Annotated in this window: 5 protein-coding genes; 2 read left to right on the top strand and 3 right to left on the bottom strand. The window is 40.2% G+C overall.

The window, feature by feature from the left end:
• Positions 1-69: 69 nt before the first annotated feature.
• The 3 genes from H6F77_RS25200 to H6F77_RS25190 are packed head-to-tail and all read right to left on the bottom strand — an operon-like array spanning position 70 to position 16,672.
• Positions 70-3,336 carry a non-ribosomal peptide synthetase gene (locus H6F77_RS25200; RefSeq protein WP_190491661.1) on the bottom strand — a complete coding sequence of 1,089 codons (3,267 nt, stop codon included), beginning with the start codon at positions 3,334-3,336 and terminating at the stop codon, positions 70-72.
• A gap of 1 nt (position 3,337) precedes the next feature.
• Positions 3,338-8,101 carry a non-ribosomal peptide synthetase gene (locus H6F77_RS25195; RefSeq protein ID WP_190491660.1) on the bottom strand — a complete coding sequence of 1,588 codons (4,764 nt, stop codon included), beginning with the start codon at positions 8,099-8,101 and terminating at the stop codon, positions 3,338-3,340.
• Positions 8,102-8,104: 3 nt separating this feature from the next.
• The gene (locus H6F77_RS25190; protein ID WP_190491659.1) at positions 8,105-16,672 is read right to left on the bottom strand and encodes a non-ribosomal peptide synthetase; all 8,568 of its coding nucleotides are present in this window, start codon (positions 16,670-16,672) and stop codon (positions 8,105-8,107) included.
• Between the two features lie 477 nt (positions 16,673-17,149).
• On the opposite strand from H6F77_RS25190, the gene H6F77_RS25185 reads away from it, so the two are divergent.
• On the top strand, positions 17,150-18,484 hold the full coding sequence (locus H6F77_RS25185; protein ID WP_242022605.1) for an MFS transporter: 1,335 nt from the start codon (positions 17,150-17,152) through the stop codon (positions 18,482-18,484).
• A 75-nt stretch (positions 18,485-18,559) separates the two neighbouring features.
• Positions 18,560-20,659 (top strand): acylase, encoded by a 2,100-nt coding sequence (locus tag H6F77_RS25180; RefSeq protein ID WP_190491658.1) that lies wholly within the window; start codon positions 18,560-18,562, stop codon positions 20,657-20,659.
• Positions 20,660-20,726 lie beyond the last annotated feature (67 nt).

Below are 20,726 nucleotides of genomic sequence, written 5' to 3'. Positions count from 1 at the left end.
CCATCTGTGGTTAGTTAACAAAAAAATTGCTGTACTAAAACCCTAGTAAATAACTTTTTGATTTTGATCTTATCTACCATTAGTAAGAGATAAAAGCTTCTGGACTTCTGCTTCATCAAGGTTTTCCATCTGGTCTAATAGTTCATCAATTTTTGCACCATTCGATTTAATCAAAATTTGTGTTTCCACTATTTCAGCTAAATCTTTAATAGTGGGAGATTTAAAGAACTCTGGCAAACTTACATCCACTCCAAAATTTTTCTTAACCCGCGAGATTAATTGAGTCGCCATTAAGGAATGACCTCCCAAATCGAAAAAGTTATCTTTAATTCCCACCTTGTCTAAACTTAAAACTGCTGTCCAAATTTCCGCAATTTCCTGTTCAATTTGTGTTTGAGGTGCTACAAAAACTGACTCTTGCTCTGGACGATAATTATCAGATGCAGGTAATGCAAGACGATTGATTTTTCCATTTGGTGTTAGTGGTAAAGCCTCCATTTGTACAAATGCAGCAGGAATCATATACTCTGGCAAATGTTGTTTTAAAAAGCTCCGCACTTCCTGAGTAATATCGGTTTTACTGACTACATAAGCAACTAGGCGCTGATTACCAGGCGAATCTTCTCTAACAATTACAACACTATCTGCAACTGCGGGATATTGATTTATTAACGCTTCAATTTCACCTATTTCTATACGAATACCGCGAATTTTTACTTGATGGTCAATTCTACCTAAATATTTAATTTCTCCATTAGGTAAGTAACAACCCAAATCCCCAGTTTTATACAACTTCTCGGAAATCTCAATCTGAGAATTTAATTGAGTTGTTAACGGGTTAGTAATAAATTTTTCTGCCGTTAATTCGGGACGGTTTAAATAGCCGCGTGCTAAATTTGCCCCGCCGATATAGATCTCACCTTGTACACCGATGGGTACTGGTTGTAAATTGCGATCGCATATATAAACTTGGGTATTAGCAATTGGGCCACCAATAGGCACAAAATCACTAAATTCACTTGTGCTAGTATCGTGCCAAGTAACGTCAGCAGCTACTTCTGATGAACCATAAAGGTTAATTAATCTGCTGTTAGGCAGTTGTTGGTAAAAACTTTGTACTAAATCTACAGAAAGTGCTTCACCACTACTAACCCAATACTTAAGTTTAGGTAGACGTTTATCTAAATCCGTGAACGTATCTAATATTACCCGCAACAAAGAGGGAACTAAAACCAAGCGAGTAACATTTTGTTCAGAGAGAGTTTTAACTAATTGTTCGGGATATTTAACTGTTTGATCGGGAATAATTACTGTGGGTATACCGTGAATTAATGGTGCAAAAATTTCCCAAACCGAGTCTACAAAGTTAAGGGAAGTTTTTTGGCAACAAATTTCATCAGGTGAAAATGGGTAAGGATTCCATGTTAAGCGATTAACGGTGTTGCTATGTAAACCTAAAACACCTTTAGGCGTTCCAGTAGAGCCTGATGTATATAGAACATAGGCAAGGCTAGAGGGATTTAAATTTACAATATTAGTATTTACTGGGGCGGTTTCTATAGCTTTCCCATCTGTATCTAAACAAACAACATTAGCGTTATGTTGAGGCAGAATTTCTAAGAGTGCTTTTTTGGTTAATAGCACTGACACTTGAGCATCTGCCAGCATAAATGCTAAACGTTCTTGGGGATAAGTGGGGTCTAAGGGAACGTAAGCGCCACCAGCTTTTAGTATACCGAGTAAGGCAATTATAGTATAGAGCGATCGCTCTACACAAACCCCTACCAAAACTTCAGGTTTAACACCCAAAGATTGCAAATAAGAAGCTAGTTGATTTGCTTTCTGATTTAGTTCTCGATAAGTAAGTTGTTGGTTCTCACAGATAACGGCAACAGCATCTGGTGTTTTTTCTACCTGTGCTTCAAATAATTGAGTAATTGTACAATTATTAATTGTAGATCGCGTTTGATTAAACTCCACCAAAAGCTGATGTAATTCATCCTTTGTCAGCATTGGCAGCGTTGCCAAAGATTGATTCGGTTCCGCAACCATACCTGCTAACAATGTTTGCAGATGTCCTAAAATTCGCTGAATTGTAGCAGCATCAAATCGCTGAGTATCGTACAACATCTTTAACGATAACTCTGCGCCTGGTACTGCCATTACAGTTAGTGGATAGTTAGTTTTTTCAAAAGATATAACATCCTTAATTTGTAAATCTTGATTTATCTGCTGAACAGCCGCATCTAAGGGATAATTTTCAAAAACTATCAAACTTTCAAATAAAGGCATACCGCCAGCAACTTCACTCCATCTTTGGATTTCAGCTAAGGGAGTATATTCATACTGACGCGCATCGACTTGTTGCGCTTGTAGCTGTTTTAACCAAGATAAAAGAGTATCTGACGCGCCAATCTTAACCCGTACTGGCAGAGTATTAATAAACAACCCTACCATCGCATCTGAGCCAATTAAACTAGGCGGGCGACCAGAAACAGCAGTCCCAAAAACAACATCATTTTCGCCACTATAACGACTTAATAACAATGCCCATGCTGCTTGTACTAATGTATTAAGTGTTAACTGATGCTGTCGCGCTAGAGATTGTAAAGCTGTGGTTGTAGTTGCTGATAAATGAATTTCTTGGTCGTCGTAACTTGATTGAGTATCTCCAACACTCAACTGATTTTGAGTAATTTTTAAAGTTGTAGGCGATCCAAATCCTATTAATTTTTCCCGCCAGAAAGCCTCAGCCTGGGATAATTTCTGTTGATGCAGCCAAGCAATATAATCTCGATAAGGACGGGGGCGAGGTAAAGATAATTCTTCACCTTGACAAAATGCAGAGTAATAATCAAAAATTTCCTTTAACAATATAGGATTTGACCAACCATCTAACAAAATGTGGTGGTGACTCCAAATAAAGCGATAACTATCTTTGCTTAACCTAATTAATGTTAAACGCATGGGTGGCGTTTGCTTGAGATCGAATCCTTGTTCTCGATCTGCTTGTAAGAAAAACTCTAATTTTTGTTGCTGTTCAGTTGTGGGTATTTCTTGCCAATCATATTGCTGCCAGGGCAATTTTACCTGGCGCTGGACGGCTTGCACAGGTTCTTTGATGCCTTCCCAAATAAAGCAGGTGCGTAAAATCGGATGCCGATCAATTACCTGCTGCCAAGCGCGTTGGAAAAACTCTACATTCAAGTTGCCTTGGATGGTACAACTTAGCTGTTCAAAATAAACCCCAGAATTAGGTTCATAAATTGTGTGGAAAAGCATCCCCTGCTGCATGGGCGAAATGGGATAGAAATCTTCAACGTTACCTTTGCCCATTTCAAACCTCTCCTATTGCTGTTAAAATTTCGTCTAAATCTGTTTGGCTCCATTGACTCCACTGAAACTCTGAGAAGTCAGAAGGGGTATAGCCTCCAGCTTCGGGAGATTGACAGTGGGAAATAAGCGATCGCAATTTGTCTAAATAACTCTCAGCTAAACGCTCAACTGTTGCACGTCGATAAATTTCCTCGCTATATGTCCAATCAATTTGTAGTTTTCCACCGCTAACAAAACCGTTAATTTCTAATAAATAAGATCGATTTCCTTTAGGGCTAAATGCCGAACCGCAGGGATCTTGAGTTAATCCAAACAAAGATGATTCTGGTAAAGCTTGGTCAAATTGTCCAAAGTAATTAAAATTGACCTCTGCCTTTGGACAGGTTTGTAGTTGTTGAGCAATGTCGCTCAAGTAGCGTAAAATCCCATAGCCGATGCCACGATTGGGAATACTACGCAACTGTTCTTTTACTACCTTCAAAGTTTCTCCAGGGTTAGCTGCATCTGTAAGTTGCAACAACACTGGAAATACAGAAGTAAACCAACCAACAGTACGCGACGAATCGACATCATCAAAAATTTCTTCGCGCCCGTGTCCTTCTAAATCTACGAGTAATTTACTGTTGTTTGTCCACTGGGCAAAAGCTTGAACTAATGCTGTTAGTAATACATCATTAATTTCTGTGCGATAAGTCTTAGGAACTTCTTGCAACAATGCTTGAGTTTCTTCTTGACTTAGTAATACAGAAACATTAGCGGCTGTTGCTACTGTATTAGTTCCTTCTGGATAGTCTACTGGTAAGCAACTAACAGGTTTTTGTAATGCTAACCAGTAATTTAACTCTGAGTGCAAGGTTGGAGATTGTGCATAGTCTACTAAACGTTCAGCCAAATATTTAAAAGAAGTTGTTTTCGCTGGCAGTTTTATAGTTTCACCACGATTTAACTGTTCGTAAGCTGTTTGTAAATCGGATATTAAAATTCGCCAAGAAACACCATCAACCGCTAAATGATGGATCACAATTAATAAGCGGCTTGCTTGTGCGCCTAAATCAAACAAAGCTACCCGTACTATTGACCCTTCAGCTAAATTTAAACTAGCTTGGATTTCGCTGGCGGTAGATGCGATCGCATTTTTTTGTTCATCTACTGATAATGCTGATAAATCTATCTGTGTAAATGGCACAACATTATCTGGTTCTGCATTAAATTGTTGCCAACCAGATTCTGATTGCACAAACCTTAAGCGTAAAGCATCGTGATGTAACAATAACTGCTGTATGGCTTGTTGCAACAAAGTTAAATTAAGTGGTTGTCGTACTTCTAACAAAACTGCTTGATTCCAGTGATGAGGATCGACAAAATCTTCCTCAAAAAACCAATGTTGAATTGGTGTTAGGGGTACTTGACCAACTATTAAATTTTGTTCAGATTGAATTGTTTGGTTTGTACCTACTACTGCTGCTAATTTCGCAATTGTTTGATGTTGGAATAACAATTTAGGAGTTAGTTGTAATCCTGCTTGATTAGCCTTAGAAATAATTTGAATACTCAGGATAGAATCGCCACCCAACTCAAAAAAGTTGTCATGGATACCTACCCGCTCTATTCTTAAAACTTCACTCCATATCCGAGCTAATAATTCTTCTGTCGTAGTTTTGGGAGGAACTAAATCAACTGCTGGAGCAAGTTTATCTTCGGGTTTTGGTAGAGCTTGCTTATCAACTTTACCGTTAGGAGTAAGGGGTAGCTTATCTAGCAGTATAAAGCTAGCAGGCATCATGTATTCAGGAAGTTTTGCATTTAAAAAACTTCTGATTTCGCTAGAATTTAAATCCCGAGCAACCTTGGGAACAATGTAAGCGACTAATCGTTTATAGCTAGTCTCATCTTCCCAAACTAAAACAACTGTTTCTTTAATTTCAGGATATTGCAGTACGGCTGCCTCTATTTCCCCTAATTCAATCCGAAAACCTCTAATTTTTACCTGATTATCAATCCGTCCTAAATACTCAATATTTCCATCTGGGAGATAGCGAACTAAATCTCCTGTTTTATACAGAATCTCTGACGAATAAGGATAACTATCCTCTGCATGAGCATAAGGATTAAGGATAAATTTTTCTGCTGTCAGTTCAGGACGATTTAAATAGCCTTTTGCTAAACCAGCACCGCCAATATATAACTCGCCTGGAACACCAATGGGAACCAGTTGCAAATTGCCGTCTAAAATATATATTTGAGCATTAGCAATAGGTTTACCAATAGGAATATTTACTGTATTAACTACTTCTGGTGGGGATAACTCGTATTTAGTTGAAACAATTGTTGCTTCTGTTGGTCCATAAGTATTAACCAAACGAACGGAATTATCTATATGTTTTTTCCAAATGGCAACTTTTTCAGGTAGTGCCTTTTCACCACCAATTAGAATTAAGCGGATTGATGGAGGTAATTTTAAATTTTCTTGCTGTATGGCGTGAGTTAATTCATGCCAGTAAGCTGTGGGTAAATCTAAAACAGTAATTTGTAAATCAAGGCATTTTTGCAGGAATTGAGATACTGCCCCTAACATCTCATCTGTTCGCAATACCAGAGTAGCCCCTGTAGTGAGTGCTGGAAAAATCTCTTCTGCACTGGTATCAAAACTTAAGGAAGCAAATTGCAGAATGCGTTCGCGTCGCGTCTCCGCAGGAGAATCGCACATTCCAATCCCATATTCCGCTACTGCTGCTTGTACATAATTTGCCAAGGATTGATGGGCAATCATCACTCCCTTGGGTTTACCAGTTGAACCGGAAGTATAAATTACATAAGCGAGATTTTCTGCTGTGGAATTAACAACAGGATTTTCCTGGTTTTCTTGATTAATTAATTGCCAATGTGCATCTAAATAAACAACAGATGTTTGATGTTGAGGTAGTTGTTCTGATAAATGCTTTTGAGTTATTAAAATCGGTACTTGGGCATCTTCTAACATTAATGCCAACCGATGTCGAGGATAAGCAGGATCTAAGGGCAAGTAAGCACCACCTGCTTTAAGAATGCCTAGAATACCGATAATTGTATCGAGCGATCGCTCTACACAAATCCCCACTAAATCATCAGCACCTACTCCCAATTTTTGTAAGTAATGTGCTAAGGAATTAGCTTTTTGATTCAGTTCTATGTATGTTAGAGACGCGATATATCGCGTCTCTACATCTTCATAAACTACCGCGATCGCATCAGGGGTACGTTCTACCTGCTGCTCAAATAACTGATGAATTAATACTTCTGGATATGCAATTTTAGTATCATTCCATGCTAATACTTGCTGCTGTTCTACCTGTGTCAGCAACGGTAAATGAGAAATACTTTGATCGGGATTAGCAACAATACCTTCAAGTATTGTTTGCAAATGCCCCAACATTCTAGTAATAGTTGCTGCGTCAAATAAATCAGTGCTGTATTCAATTGATGCCTTTAGCCTTTCTCCTACTTCCTCCATATCTAAACTTAAGTCAAACTGGGTTGTTCCCCGCTCAACTTCCAACAAACTTAAATTTAATCCAGGTATTTCTAAAGCAGGCATAGGCGCGTTCCTTAATTGGAACATTACCTGAAATAAGGGATTACGGCTAAGACTACGAGTAGGCTGTAATTCTTCAACTAACTTTTCAAAAGGTAAATCTTGATGATTGTATGCTCCTAACGTCACCTCGCGCACTCGTCGCAGCAAATCACGAAAACTGGGATTACCTGATAGATTTGTACGCAGAACTAATGTATTAATGAAAACTCCAATTAATCCTTCAATTTCTGAGCGATTGCGGTTAGCAATTGTAGAACCTACAACTATATCTGTCTGTCCTATGTAGCGACACAGCAGCGTTTTAAATGCCGCCAACAAAGTCATAAATAAAGTGACATCTTCCTGTTGGCTGAGTTTTTTCAGTGCTGTAGTTAATTCTTGGGGTAGTAAGATTGATCGCGTACCACCGCAACTTGTTTGGATTGCAGGTCTAGGTCTATCAGTCGGCAGTTCTAATAAAGGTGGCAATCCCTCTAATTGTTGCCGCCAGTAAGATAGCTGATTGTTCAGGACATCACCTTGTAGCCACTGCCTTTGCCAGATAGCAAAGTCTGCATACTGAATTGGCAACTCTGGTAAATTAGATTGCTTACCAGTAGAAAAAGATTCGTATAATGCTGCTAATTCTTTAATCAGCACTCCTATCGACCAACCATCTGAGACAATGTGGTGCATTGTCAACAGTAAGACGTATTGCTGAGCATCTAATTTCAGCAACTTGGTTCGTAATAATAGTTCTTTTTCTAAATCAAATGGTTGTCTATCTTCCTCAATAGCCAAACGCTGAATTGTTGCTTGTTGTTCGTTTGGTGCTAATTGAGTTAAATCAATAATTGTTAAATTTAAGTGGCAAGCATCCGCAGGCGCGATCGCTTGAATTAATTTACCATCAACGTTAGTAAAATTAGTTCGTAATGCTTCGTGACGCTGTGCGATCGCATTAAAACTTTGCTCCAAAACGGCTACATTTAACTGTCCTTTGAACAGCACAGCACCAGTTAAGTTATAAGCCGATGCCCCAGGATCGAATTGCTCTAAAAACCATAACCGTTGTTGAGCAAATGATAACGGAATAGAATCGCTTTCTTGTCGGCGCGGAATTCTTTGATTAGATGAAGCTTCTACTCCTTGTTCTTTGAGCAATAATTCCAGTAATGCCCGTCTTTTAGAGTTAAGTTTAAAATTACTCATTGTTTAAGCTCCTACTCCGATTAGTGCTGTTTTTTCCGCCAGCATTTTTTCTACTTCATCATCAGAAAGTTCAGTTATGCTCATTAGTAATTCCGCAGTCTGTTCTACTTTGAGCCGTTGCTGTGGAGCGTGGAGAATGTTTGTAACTTGACCCGCAATAGTAGGTGTTTCAAAGAAATCGCGTAAAGGTAGTTCAATGTTGAAAGTTTCGCGCACTTTGGCAATTAATTGAGTAACTAAAATCGAATCGCCGCCTAAATCAAAGAAGTTATCGTAGATACCTATTTTTTCCACACCTAGAACTTCAAACCACAACCTCGTCAATATTGTTTCGGTAGGGTTACGAGGTGCAATGACAGTAGAATCTAACTCTTGAACAGCACTCGGTATCGGTAAAGCTTGACGATTAACTTTGCCATTCGCTGTTAGTGGTAAGTTTTCTAACATTACGAATGCAGTAGGAATCATATAAGCTGGTAGTTTTTCACTTAAAAAACTACGTAGTTCATCTGATGGTGGATTTTGTAGAGAATCAAACACAAGATAAGCCACTAATCGCTTGTGAGTGGGTTTGTCACCAACTGCATTAACTACTGCTTCTTTAACTGCGGGATGTTTGAGTAATGCTGCTTCAATTTCACCTAACTCAATCCGATAGCCACCAATCTTAACTTGAAAGTCTTCTCTACCTAAAAATTCGATATTGCCATCGGGGAGATAACGCCCTAAATCGCCAGGTTTATACAGTTTTTCACCTGTACGGGGATGGGTGATGAAACTAGCAGATGTTTTTGCTTCATCTCGCCAATAGCATTTAGCTAATCCAATTCCGCCAATATAAAGTTGTCCTGTTACCCATATCGGACAAGGTTCGAGGGTATGATTTAAAACATAGAAACGCTGATTTTGTAGGGGTTTACCGTAGGGAATGCTTTTCCAATTGGGGTTAACTGATTCAATCGGATAGTAGATTGACCAAATAGAAGCTTCTGTTGCACCACCTAAACTAATAACGTCGGTTTCTGGATTTAAAGCTTTAATTTGATTGGGTAGATTTAGCGGCAACCAATCACCACTCATCATTACTAAGCGCAGATTTTGGAAGATAGCAGGATTGTTAGTACCATAATCCACCATCATTTGCATTAAAGCGGGTACAGAGTTCCAAACGGTAATCTTTTCTTGCTTCATTAATTCTGCCCAGTGAGAGGGTTCTTGGACGGTGCAAGCATCGGGAATAATAATTGTGCCGCCAGCAGCTAAAGTTCCGAAGATGTCATAAACCGAGAGGTCAAAGTTAAGGGCAGAAAGGGCGAATACTTTGTCTGAAGTTTGGACATTAAAGCGGTGATTGATATCCAGAATTGTATTAACTGCGCCGCGATGGTCGATCGCTACGCCTTTAGGCAACCCTGTAGAACCAGAAGTGTAAATTACATAGGCGATATCTTCAGGTTTTTGGATTGGTTGTAGAGACGAGATATATCGCGTTTCTACATTTTTGCTATCGACGCAAATGCGCTGAATACCTTCTGACCAATACAATCGTTTGTCAACGCAAGGTTGAGTCACAACTAGCTGAATATCTGCTTGGGCGAATAAATGGGATCGCCTTTCTTGGGGTAATTTAGGATCGATAGGCACATACGCTGCACCAGACATCAAAATCCCCAACACAGCTACAACTTGTTCCCATCCTTTCTCCATCACAACTGCAACTAACTGATTTGGTTTTGCGCCTAAATCTCGCAGTTTGTGACCAAGTTGATTAGCAAGACGGTATAACTCTGCATAAGTGAGGGTGCGTTCGGTCGTAATTACAGCCGCTTTTTCTGCCTGTAAATCTACTTGCGCGGTAAATAAGGTGTGCAGTAGGGGCGGTACCCCTGTGTCCGCCCAAAGCGAAGCATCAGTCGCATTAATAGCTGCCAATTGCTGTAATTGCCTATGCGGAATAAGTTGGGGATGAATTTCTTGCCAGTTTTCCTCTTTTTCCGCCAGACTTTCGAGGAAGTTGCAATAAGCAGCAAACATATCGTCCAACATTCCGGCCGGAAAAATTGCTTCTACCGCATCCCAGTTGAAAACTAATGCGCCTGCTTCTTCTGCAACTTGATGGTCGAGGAAAACTTGCGGCGTTTGAGTAATACCATAAGTCATCTCTCCCAACCAATCTAAGGGAAATTTCTGTTCTCCTAAACCTTCCTGCGTTAAAGTACTGGTGAAGACTACAGGCATTAAAGCACTAGAAAGTCTGCCTTGAGTTCGGGCTAATTCACGCAAAACTTGCACGCCACTAACATCACGGTGGTCTAAATCTTCCCAGAGTTGCGCTTGCAATCGACGGGCGCGATCGCCAAAACTATCTTCTGTTGAGTTGTCCACTGCCAAAAGGCTGAGAGATGTAAAGTCTCCTACCAATTCGTTAACTTGCGAATGCAGAGGCAAGCGATTAAATAAGGTCAGTGTGAGAGTGAAACGCGGACTTTTACTCCAAACTGTCAATACTTCAGCGAATGCAGCTAGTAATACCGCAGAAGGTGTAATTCCCACTTTGCTGGCGTAGTTCTTCAGTTGAAGCCATTTAGCCGCTTCTAATTTGCCACTATGACGGACAAAGCGCGGATGTTTAATTGCAGAGGGATTTTGCGCTAAAGGTAGTTCTGGCGGTGGCGGCAAGGTAGTGAGGCGATCGCGCCAATACTCTTGCGATCGCTGATACTGTTCCGATTTACGACAATTAACTTCACCTAAAACATAATCTCGAAAAGAAATTTGCAATGGTGTTAATTCAGCTTTGCGATTTTGATATAAAGCTGCTAATTCGCGCCCAATAATTTGGAAACTCCAAGCATCAGCAATTAACAAATCAAAGCTGAAATGTAAGCGGGTACGATGTTCATCTAACCTAGAAGCAGAAATTTCAAATAAGGGGAATGTGTCGCTAGGTAAGATTTGATGAGAAAGGCGATCGCGTACCTTTTTCAACTCGCCATTTACTACTTCCGCACTTTGTCCCCGCAGATTCAACACCTTAACTTGATAGGTTGGTACTTCTTTAAGGATTTGTTGCTGTCCATCGGGGAGAACGATCGCCCGCAGCATATCGTGACGTTCAATTGATCGCTGCCAAGCTTGGTTAAAGCGTTCTAAATCTAAATCAACAGCATCAATTTCTACATAGATATGAGTGGCAATATTCCCTAATTCAAACGCGGAACTTCTACCCACCCAGTAAGCTTGCTGGATATCGGTAAGCGGGAAAGGTTGATATTTGCGATCGATATCAGGTGTTATTGTCGATACTAAATTAGCTGATTTCGCTGTTAAATCAGTTTGTTGTTGCGTAATTTGCGCTGCTAAACTTTCCACTGTTGGCGATTGGAATAGGTAGCGCAAAGGCAATTCAACCTGAAATGTTTCCCCCACTTTAGCGATTAGTTGGGTAGCGAGTAAAGAATGTCCTCCCAATTCAAAGAAATTATCGTAAATTCCTACTTTGGCAACACCTAAAACCTGACTCCAAATTTCTGCCAGTTTCTTCTCTTCAGTAGTGCGAGGTTTTACAAAACTTGCCGTAAGTTCAGAATTAGTAAAATCTGGTGCTGGTAAAGCTTTGCGGTCAAGTTTGCCATTAGGAGTAAGCGGTAAAGATTCCAGGATGACAAAAGCTGAAGGAATCATATACTCAGGTAATTTATCTTTCAGGAATGTCCTTAAATCCGCTACTTCTAAATTCTTTTGAGAACAAACCAAATAAGCAATTAATCGTTTATCTCCAGGTTGATATTCTTTCGCTACAACTACAGCTTGTTGTACTGCTGAATATTGATTAATGACAGATTCAATTTCGCCTAACTCAATACGAAAACCACGAATTTTAACTTGATAGTCAATACGACCAATATATTCGATATTTCCATCAGGTAAGTATCGTGCTAAATCTCCAGTTTTATAAAGCTTGGCTGCTGGTTCATCAATAAACGGGTGAGCAACAAACTTCTCTGCTGTTAATTCAGGACGGTTAAGATAACCTTTAGCCAAACCATCACCGCCGATGTATATTTCTCCAGGTACACCAACAGGAACTAATTGCTGCTGAGAGTCAAGAATATAAACTTGCGTCTTGGCGATAGGACGACCAATCGTGATAAATCTAGCATCCCGTTCCAATAAAGTATATGTGGAATAAGTTGTATCTTCCGAAGGCCCGTAAAGGTTGAAGACGCGCTCAATTGTTGGTAACTGATACAACTGCTGCACTAACTGTGGCGGTAATGCTTCACCAGCTAAATTAATAGTGCTAACTGAGGCAGGTATGCTATTGGTTTGTAGTAATTGAGCGATCGCACTTGGTACTGTATTAATCAGTGTTACTTGTTCTGCGCTTGGTAAACTCGGTAAATGCAAGGCAGTCTCTGCCAGAATTACTGTACCGCCCCAACTTAACGGCACAAATAACTCGAATACTGAGAGATCGAAACAAATTGAAGTTGATGCCAATACCCCTGTTAATTCAGCAGAAGTAAATACTGATTGCGCCCAATGTAATAATATGGCAGCATTGCGATGTTTAATTGTTACTCCTTTAGGTAAACCAGTAGATCCAGAAGTATAAATTACATAAGCAAGGTTATTACTATTAACATTACTGATGCAGTTATCTTGATTTGCTGATTCAATCAGATGCCAATCAGTATCTAAACAAATAATTTTAGTTTTGTTTTCCTGTAGAGAAGTTTCATAAAACGTCTCTACAAACTGTTGTTGCGTTAACAATACAGTAGCTTGCGTATCCTCCAACATGAAAGCTAATCTTTCTTGGGGATAGGCTGGATCTAATGGCACATAAGCTGCACCTGCTTTAAGTATGCCCAAAATTGCGACAACCATTTGTGGCGATCGCTCTACACAAATTCCTACTAAAGATTCTGGTTTAACTCCCAGTGTTTGCAGATATTTCGCTAATTTATTTGCTTGATAATTTACTTCTTGATAAGTAAGTTGTTTATCTTCAAAAATTACGGCAACTGCATCTGGTGTTTTTTCTACCTGTGCTTCAAATAATTGATGAATACATTTATCCTGGGGATAATCTACGCCAGTATTATTCCACTCCAATAATAACTGATGCTGTTCAGTCGCAGTTAGTAATGGCAAAGTAGAAATAGTCGCTTCTGGGTTATCAATAATTCCAGTTAATAAAGTTTGTAAATGTCCAATTAATCTTTCAATTGTACTGGATTTAAATAAATCAGTATTGTATTCAAATGCTCCAATTAAACCTTGTGCAGTTTCTTCTAAAAACAGCGTTAAATCAAATTTAGCTGTTTTCGTATCAACTTCTTTTAAGCTTAATTGTAGGTCTGGTAATTCTAAAGTTTGTGTTAATCCATTTTGCAGCGCAAAGGAAACTTGAAATAAGGGCGAGTAACTTAAATCCCGCTCTGGCTGTAATTTTTCTACTAACTTTTCAAAAGGTAATTCTTGATGAGCATAAGCACCTAAAGCTGTTTCTCTCACTCGGTGCAGCAATTCCTTAAAGCTAGGATTGTCACTAATATCAGTTCGCAAAACTAAAGTATTGACAAAAAAGCCAATTAAGTTTTTAATTCCGGCGCGATCGCGATTAGCAATTGGCGCACCAATTAAAATATCTTCTTGGCCTGTATACCGATAAATTAATGTTTTGAAAGCTGCCAGCAAGGTCATAAATAAGGTTGTCCCTTCCTGCTGACTTAATTTATTTAATTTCTGGGTTAATTCTTGAGGAATTTCAAAACTTATTCGGGCGCCGTTATAAGTTTGAACTGCTGGACGTGGGTAATCAGTAGGTAAATTTAAAACAGGCAAATCACCGCTTAATTGCTGCTTCCAGTATGCCAATTGCTTGTGTAAAATTTCTCCTTGCAACCAATTACGCTGCCAAACTGCATAATCAGCATATTGAATTTTTGGCTTTTTATGCAGAGACGGTTCATGAACCGTCTCTGCATATAGTGATGACAATTCCTGAATTAATATACCCAGGGACCAACCATCAAAAATAATATGCTGTGCAGTTAAAAGCAATTTGTATTCTGTTTGAGAAAGACGTAATAATGTACCCCTTAATAAAGGTGCTTGACTTAAATCAAAGGGCGATCGCGCTTCTTTTAAGCATAGGTTTTCTATTTCTGCTTCTCTTTCCTCTGCTGAAAAATCAGCCAAGTTTATAATGGCCAACTTAAAGGTAATTTCATCCAAAATAACTTGAACGGGTTTGCAATTTTGACTAACAAATTTAGTCCTGAAAATTTCGTGCCTTTTAATGATTTCGTTGAGACTACGAATTAATGCTTCTACGTTTAGTTGTCCTTGTAAATGCACTGTAGCAGCAAGATTATAACAGGGGTTCCCTGGTTCTAATTGGTCAAAAAACCATAAACGTTCTTGTGCAAAAGACAAAGGTAAACTTTGATTGCGATAAACTGGTGAAATCGCTGATAAAACAGGTGCTTCTACGGTAATTTGCTTAATAATTCGTGCTGCTAATTCATCAAGGCTAATTCCCCCGAACAGTTCAGTTACAGATAAAGTAATTTCAAAATCGGTTTCAAGGCGATTTTTCAACTCAAAAATTTTTAAAGAATCAAGCCCAACTGCACTTAGAGAGTGATTAACTTCTGATTTAACTTGCAGAAGATTATCGACAATCTGTTGTATATATAATTTCAGAACTTTTTGCTGTTCTTGTGAGGTTACTGCTAGTAGTGATTTGCGGTTAAGAGTGCGATCGCTTTCTTTCCACTCTTTATTTCCAGTTACAATACTACCTAAAACTTCCAAGTCACCTGCTAAATATTGAGCGCAAGTTGCACGACGCTGAATTTTACCACTGGAAGTTTTTGGAATAGTACCAGCTTTAATTAAAACAACTGCATAGACTTGAATTTCATGTTCTTCAGCAACCGCTTGCCGAATAGCAGTTGTAACTTCTTCTATATTTGGTTGTTGGCGAAATTCAACTTCTTGAACAATTACTAATTGTTCCTCACCCGCGACTTCAACCGCAAAACTTGCAACGCTTCCAGCGCGTAAAGAAGGATGACTGCGTTCTGCTGTTAATTCAATATCTTGAGGATAGAGATTACGTCCGCGAATAATAATTAAATCTTTGGCGCGTCCCGTAACAAATAATTCACCATTTTGTAGGAAGCCTAAATCGCCTGTCCTGAGAAATTTTCCTTCTTTAGTATCAGCTGTATAAGCCTGAAAAGTGTTATTTATTTCTTCTACTTGATTCCAATATCCTTGACCAACGCTAGGACTAGATACCCAAATTTCCCCGACTTCATTTGGCTGACAGCGAGTTAATGTTTCGGGATTAACGATTAAAATGTTCTGATCCGCTATAGTTTGACCGGAACTAACTAAAGTACGAATATTCTCATTACTAATATCAGCTTCAACAACTTGGTTGCGTTCTAATGCAACTTCATCAATAGTCCTAACAACTGGCATTTCAGATTTACGGCTACCAGTAACCATTAAAGAAGCTTCAGCTAATCCATAACAGGGATAAAAGGCTTCTTTCCGAAAGCCACAAGCGGCAAAAGTTTCGGCAAATCTATTTAATGTATCGTTGCGAATAGGTTCTGCACCGTTAAAAGCGACATCCCAACTGCTTAAATCAAGGGTTTGCTTTTGTTCAGGAGTAATTTTTTGAACGCAAAGTTCGTAAGCAAAATTAGGTGCGCCGCTTGTGGTTCCCCGATACCGAGAGATAGCTTCCAACCAACTATAAGGGCGCTGCAAGAATGATGTTGGTGTCATGAGTACGCAAGGGAACCCACCATATAACGGTTGTAGTATCCCGCCAATTAAGCCCATGTCGTGATAAGTAGGCAACCAAGACACAAATTTACTGTTGGCAGAATGTTCCATACATTGATATGTCACAGCAGTATTGTGAATTAAGTTGCCGTGAGTTAACATCACGCCTTTAGGCGTACCCGTCGAACCAGATGTATATTGCAGAAAAGCTAAAGTATCAGAATTAATAATAAGTTTTTGCCAATTACCCTCTATCCCTAGTGGGAGATTATCAGTAGTTAGCCATTGCAGATTAGTACCGCCGTGTAGAGAGGCGCCATAGTACGTCTCTACACCTGCGGGGATTTCAGGTTCAAGTAAGGACTGAATTCTAGATTTAATAGTTGTCGTAGTAAGCGCGATCGCCGCCTCTGAATCCTTTAGAATTGCTTTAATTCTGGGCGTATTGCGCTTGTTACGAGGTGGATAAGCGGGAACGGCTACCACACCTGCATACAGACAGCCGAAGAAAGCTGCTAAATAATCTAGTCCCGGTTGATATAGCAGTAACGCCCGTTCTCCAGTTAAACCTAATGCCTGTAATTGGGATGCGATCGCCCGACTGCGCCGATCTAAGTCTTGATAAGTCCAACTCGTCTCCTCAGTTTCTCCATCCTGTAGGAATGTAAAAGCTATTTTTTCTGTTTGATGCAGAGATCTGTAACTTAAAAGGTCTACTAACGTAGAGAAATTAAGGGAGAGTTTAGATTCGGGCATTTTTCCTACTCACTCAAACCTGAAAATTTGGCATAAAGCTACGTCAAACGCAGAGATACAAAATCTCACGCCTGTACGCACCTATGTGGAGTGACGAAAAATCAAGGCTTTTTGGCCTGAGTTAATGGCTCGCCAACTGCTAGGACTTTTTTTTGCTTTGACTTTATCAACGTACACTACTTGCAAGCATTTCTCAATAAGCTCTAAGAAAATTTGTACGTTTTGACTAAACTTATAGAGAATAGTTATCAATTGATTTAAATGGTTGCCTTGAGTGTAAGCTAGCTGAAGCCTTCCCAAATCGTAGTTTCACACGATTATGAGCGACTGCTTTAGGCCTTAAGCTCAAAAAATAATGAATAATTTTTGCATTAAGCCCTTGGGCATAGCACAGAGCAGAGCGGAAATTAATTAGAAATAGTTTTATTTGGTATATGAAAAATATTTTGCTTATTTAAGCACTTGTCCCAGCTATAAATGACACAAGACACTTCACCGACCAACATGAGGACGTTCTCAATCCTTTGGTGCGGGCAAATGGTATCGACTATTGGCAGTTATATGACTGCTTTCACCCTAACTATTTGGGCTTGGGAATTGACGGGACAAGCAACGGCATTAGCTTTAGTTGGCTTCTTTACCCAAGTACCGCGCGTTTTGATTTCTCTTTTTGCAGGGATAATTGTCGATCGCTACAACCGCAAGTTACTGATGATGGCTGGTGATGGGGTGGCAGCTTTCTCTAGTCTTGCTATTCTATTGCTGTTTCTTACAGGTCATTTACAAATTTGGCACTTATATGTAGCTGGGATACTAGAGGGTACTTTTGGTCAAATTCAAGAACTCGCTGCCACCGCATCCATAACGATGCTAGTGCCTAAACAGTATTACGCCCGCGCTACTGGCATGATTTCCACAGTGCATTACGGTTCTAATATCCTCGCTCCAGCTTTAGCCAGCGTTCTTTATACTGCAATTGGGTTGGGCGGAATTTTAAGTATTGACTTAATTACCTTTGTAGCTGCGGTTAGCACTGTAGTGTTTGTGGATATACCGCAGCCACACCCAGAAGACAATCAAAATAAACCCAAAAGCCCAAAATTTAGTTGGAAAGAAATTATTTTTGGCTTCAAATACATTTTTTCTCGCCCCAGTTTATTGGCTCTACTAATTGCAGCTGCATTGTTTCAATTTGCCCACGATCTAGGTGCGGCAATCTATTCACCTATGATTTTGGCTCGTTCTAGTAATAATGCTCAAGTTTTAGGAAGTGTTGCGGCAGCCGCAGGCGTTGGCGGCGTTGTGGGAGCAATTTTTGTTAGCACTTGGGGTGTACCTAAGCACAAAATACACGGGTTGTTATTAGGAATGATCGGTGCAGGCTTGAGCAAAATAGTATTTGGTTTAAACCAAATGCCTTTAATTTGGATTGTGGCGCAGTTTTGTTCGTCTTTAAACTTCCCTTTGATGGGGAGTTGTCGGGATGCAATTTGGCTGAGTAAAGTAAACCAAAAATTTCAGGGGCGGGTATTTGCTAGCCGTTCAGCAATCATGTTAGTTATGGCTGCGATCGCGCCCTTAATTGCTGGGTTTTTAGCAGATAAAGTTTTGGAACCAGCAATGATGCCAGGTGGCAATTTAGCAAATATCTTCGGCTCAATTTTTGGTACTGGGCGTGGTGCAGGAATAGCACTGCTATACGTTCTAACTTCTATCTGCCTGCTACTTGTAGGTATGTGCGGATACGCCTTTAAAAACTTGCGCGAAGTAGAAACTAACTTATCTGACAGTGTATTAGAAACCGGACAATAGCCACCTATCAAAGTTTTAGCAAAAACCATCTACTCATCTTATGTGGGTTTATCTGCGGTTTCATTAATCAAAAATATGTTTTTTACTTTATCTAAACGCTTCGCATTCCGCCTTCTTTCATTCATCCTCGGATTAAGCTTTTTTATTGCGATCGCAGCCACTCATCATCCTGCTTTAGCCCAAAAGCCCACTGAAATTCTTTGGGATACCTACGGCGTTCCTCATATTTACGGCAAAGATACTAAAGGTTTATTCCGTGCCTTTGGATGGGCGCAGATGCACAGTCACGGAGACTTAATCTTACGCCTTTACGGTCAGTCCAGAGGACGGGCAGCCGAATATTGGGGTAAAGAGTATTTAGAATCCGATCGGTGGGTGCGAACGATGGGAGTCCCGGAACGCGCCAAAGAGTGGTATCAAGCTCAAAACGAAGAATTTCGGGCTAATCTCAACGCCTTTGCTGAGGGGATTAACACCTATGCCAAAGAACATCCAGAATTGATTGATGACGCTGTTGAAGCAGTTCTTCCAGTTACCGGAATAGATATATTAGCCCACTGCCAACGTGTGCTAAATTTTACTTTCGTGGTCGATCCGGATACTGTAGCGGGTATCGCTAACGCTGATAAATCAAAAGGTTCTAATGGTTGGGCGATCGCGCCTTCGCGTTCCGCTAATGGAAAAGCAATGTTGCTCGCAAATCCCCACCTACCTTGGTCAGATTTATATCTTTGGTATGAGGCACAACTAACAGCGCCAGGGGTAGATATTTACGGCGCAACTTTAGTGGGTCTGCCAGTTTTAGAGATTGCCTTTAACGATTTTCTTGGTTGGACGCACACTGTTAATACTCACGATGGTTGGGATGCCTACGAACTGAAATTAAAAGATAATGGCTATCTTTGGGACGGTAAAGTTAAAGCATTTGAAACGCAACAGCAAGTAATTAAAATTAAGCAGGATGATGGCACTCTAAAATCAGAGTTACTGCCAATCAAGCGCTCAATTCATGGTGCTGTTGTTAGCCAGAAAGATGACAAAGCGATCGCCATTCGCGTAGTTGGTTTAGAGCGACCGGGTGGATTAGAAGAGTGGTGGGATATGTCCCGCGCCCACAATCTAACCGAGTTTGAAAATGCGCTTAAGCGCTTGCAAATCCCTATGTTTACCGTGATGTATGCAGATCGGGAAGGACACATTATGCACCTGTTTAACGGTCAAGTTCCAGTCCGTTCAGGAGGCGATTTTAAATACTGGCAAGGCGTTGTTCCTGGTGATACATCTGCCACACTTTGGACAAAACTCCATCCTTATCAAGATTTGCCTCGCGTTGTCGATCCTCCTAGCGGCTGGTTGCAAAATGCTAACGATGCGCCTTGGACAACCACATTTCCACTAGCAATCAATCCTGACAATTATCCGCCTTATATTGCACCACGAGGAGGGATGAGTTTGCGATCGCAGCGATCCGCACGGATGCTGATGGAAGACAAAAACATTTCTTTTACAGAATTGCTCCAATACAAACACTCAACGAAGGTAGAACTGGCAGATCGAGTTATAGATGATTTGATTGCTGCCGCACGTCAGTCTGGAAGTAAATTAGCACGACAAGCGGCTGATGTATTAGCAAAATGGGATCGCAATACTAATGCTGACAGTCGCGGGGCAGTTTTGTTTGCCACTTGGAGAGAAAGTGTAGATCGCAAACGCTTATTTGCAGTGCCTTGGAGTGAAAACGCGCCTTTAACTACTCCCAAAGGAATAAACGATCTTGCTAATGCAGTCATCGCACTCGAAACTGCGGCTAACCAAGTGCAATTAATTTATGGTTCCTTAGATGTTCCTTGGGGTCAAGCGTTTCACCTTAAGAATGGCAAAACTAATTTGCCAGCTAACGGCGGTTACGATGGTCTCGGCGTATTCAGAAACGTCTGGTATGCACCTGGAAAAGACGGGCAACGGCAAGCGATTGGGGGAGATTCATTTGTAGCGGCGATCGAGTTTTCTAATCCAGTTAAGGCAATGGTATTGACAACTTACGGCAACTCAACACAACCCAATTCAAATCATATCAACGATCAGTTAGAGCTATTTGCTAACAAGCAATTGCGCTCGGTATGGCGATCGCGTACAGAAATCGAAGCACATTTGGAGTCCCGAAAATTGTTTTAATCAAGAGAAGGCGATCGCGGGGGATGCGACTGCAATAGCGACTTACACTTAAAAGTGTATTATATAT

Source organism: Microcoleus sp. FACHB-831 (assembly GCF_014695585.1).
GTDB lineage: Bacteria > Cyanobacteriota > Cyanobacteriia > Cyanobacteriales > FACHB-T130 > FACHB-831.
Note: the sequence above shows the minus strand (reverse complement) of the source record. Positions and strands in the feature narration are given on the sequence as shown.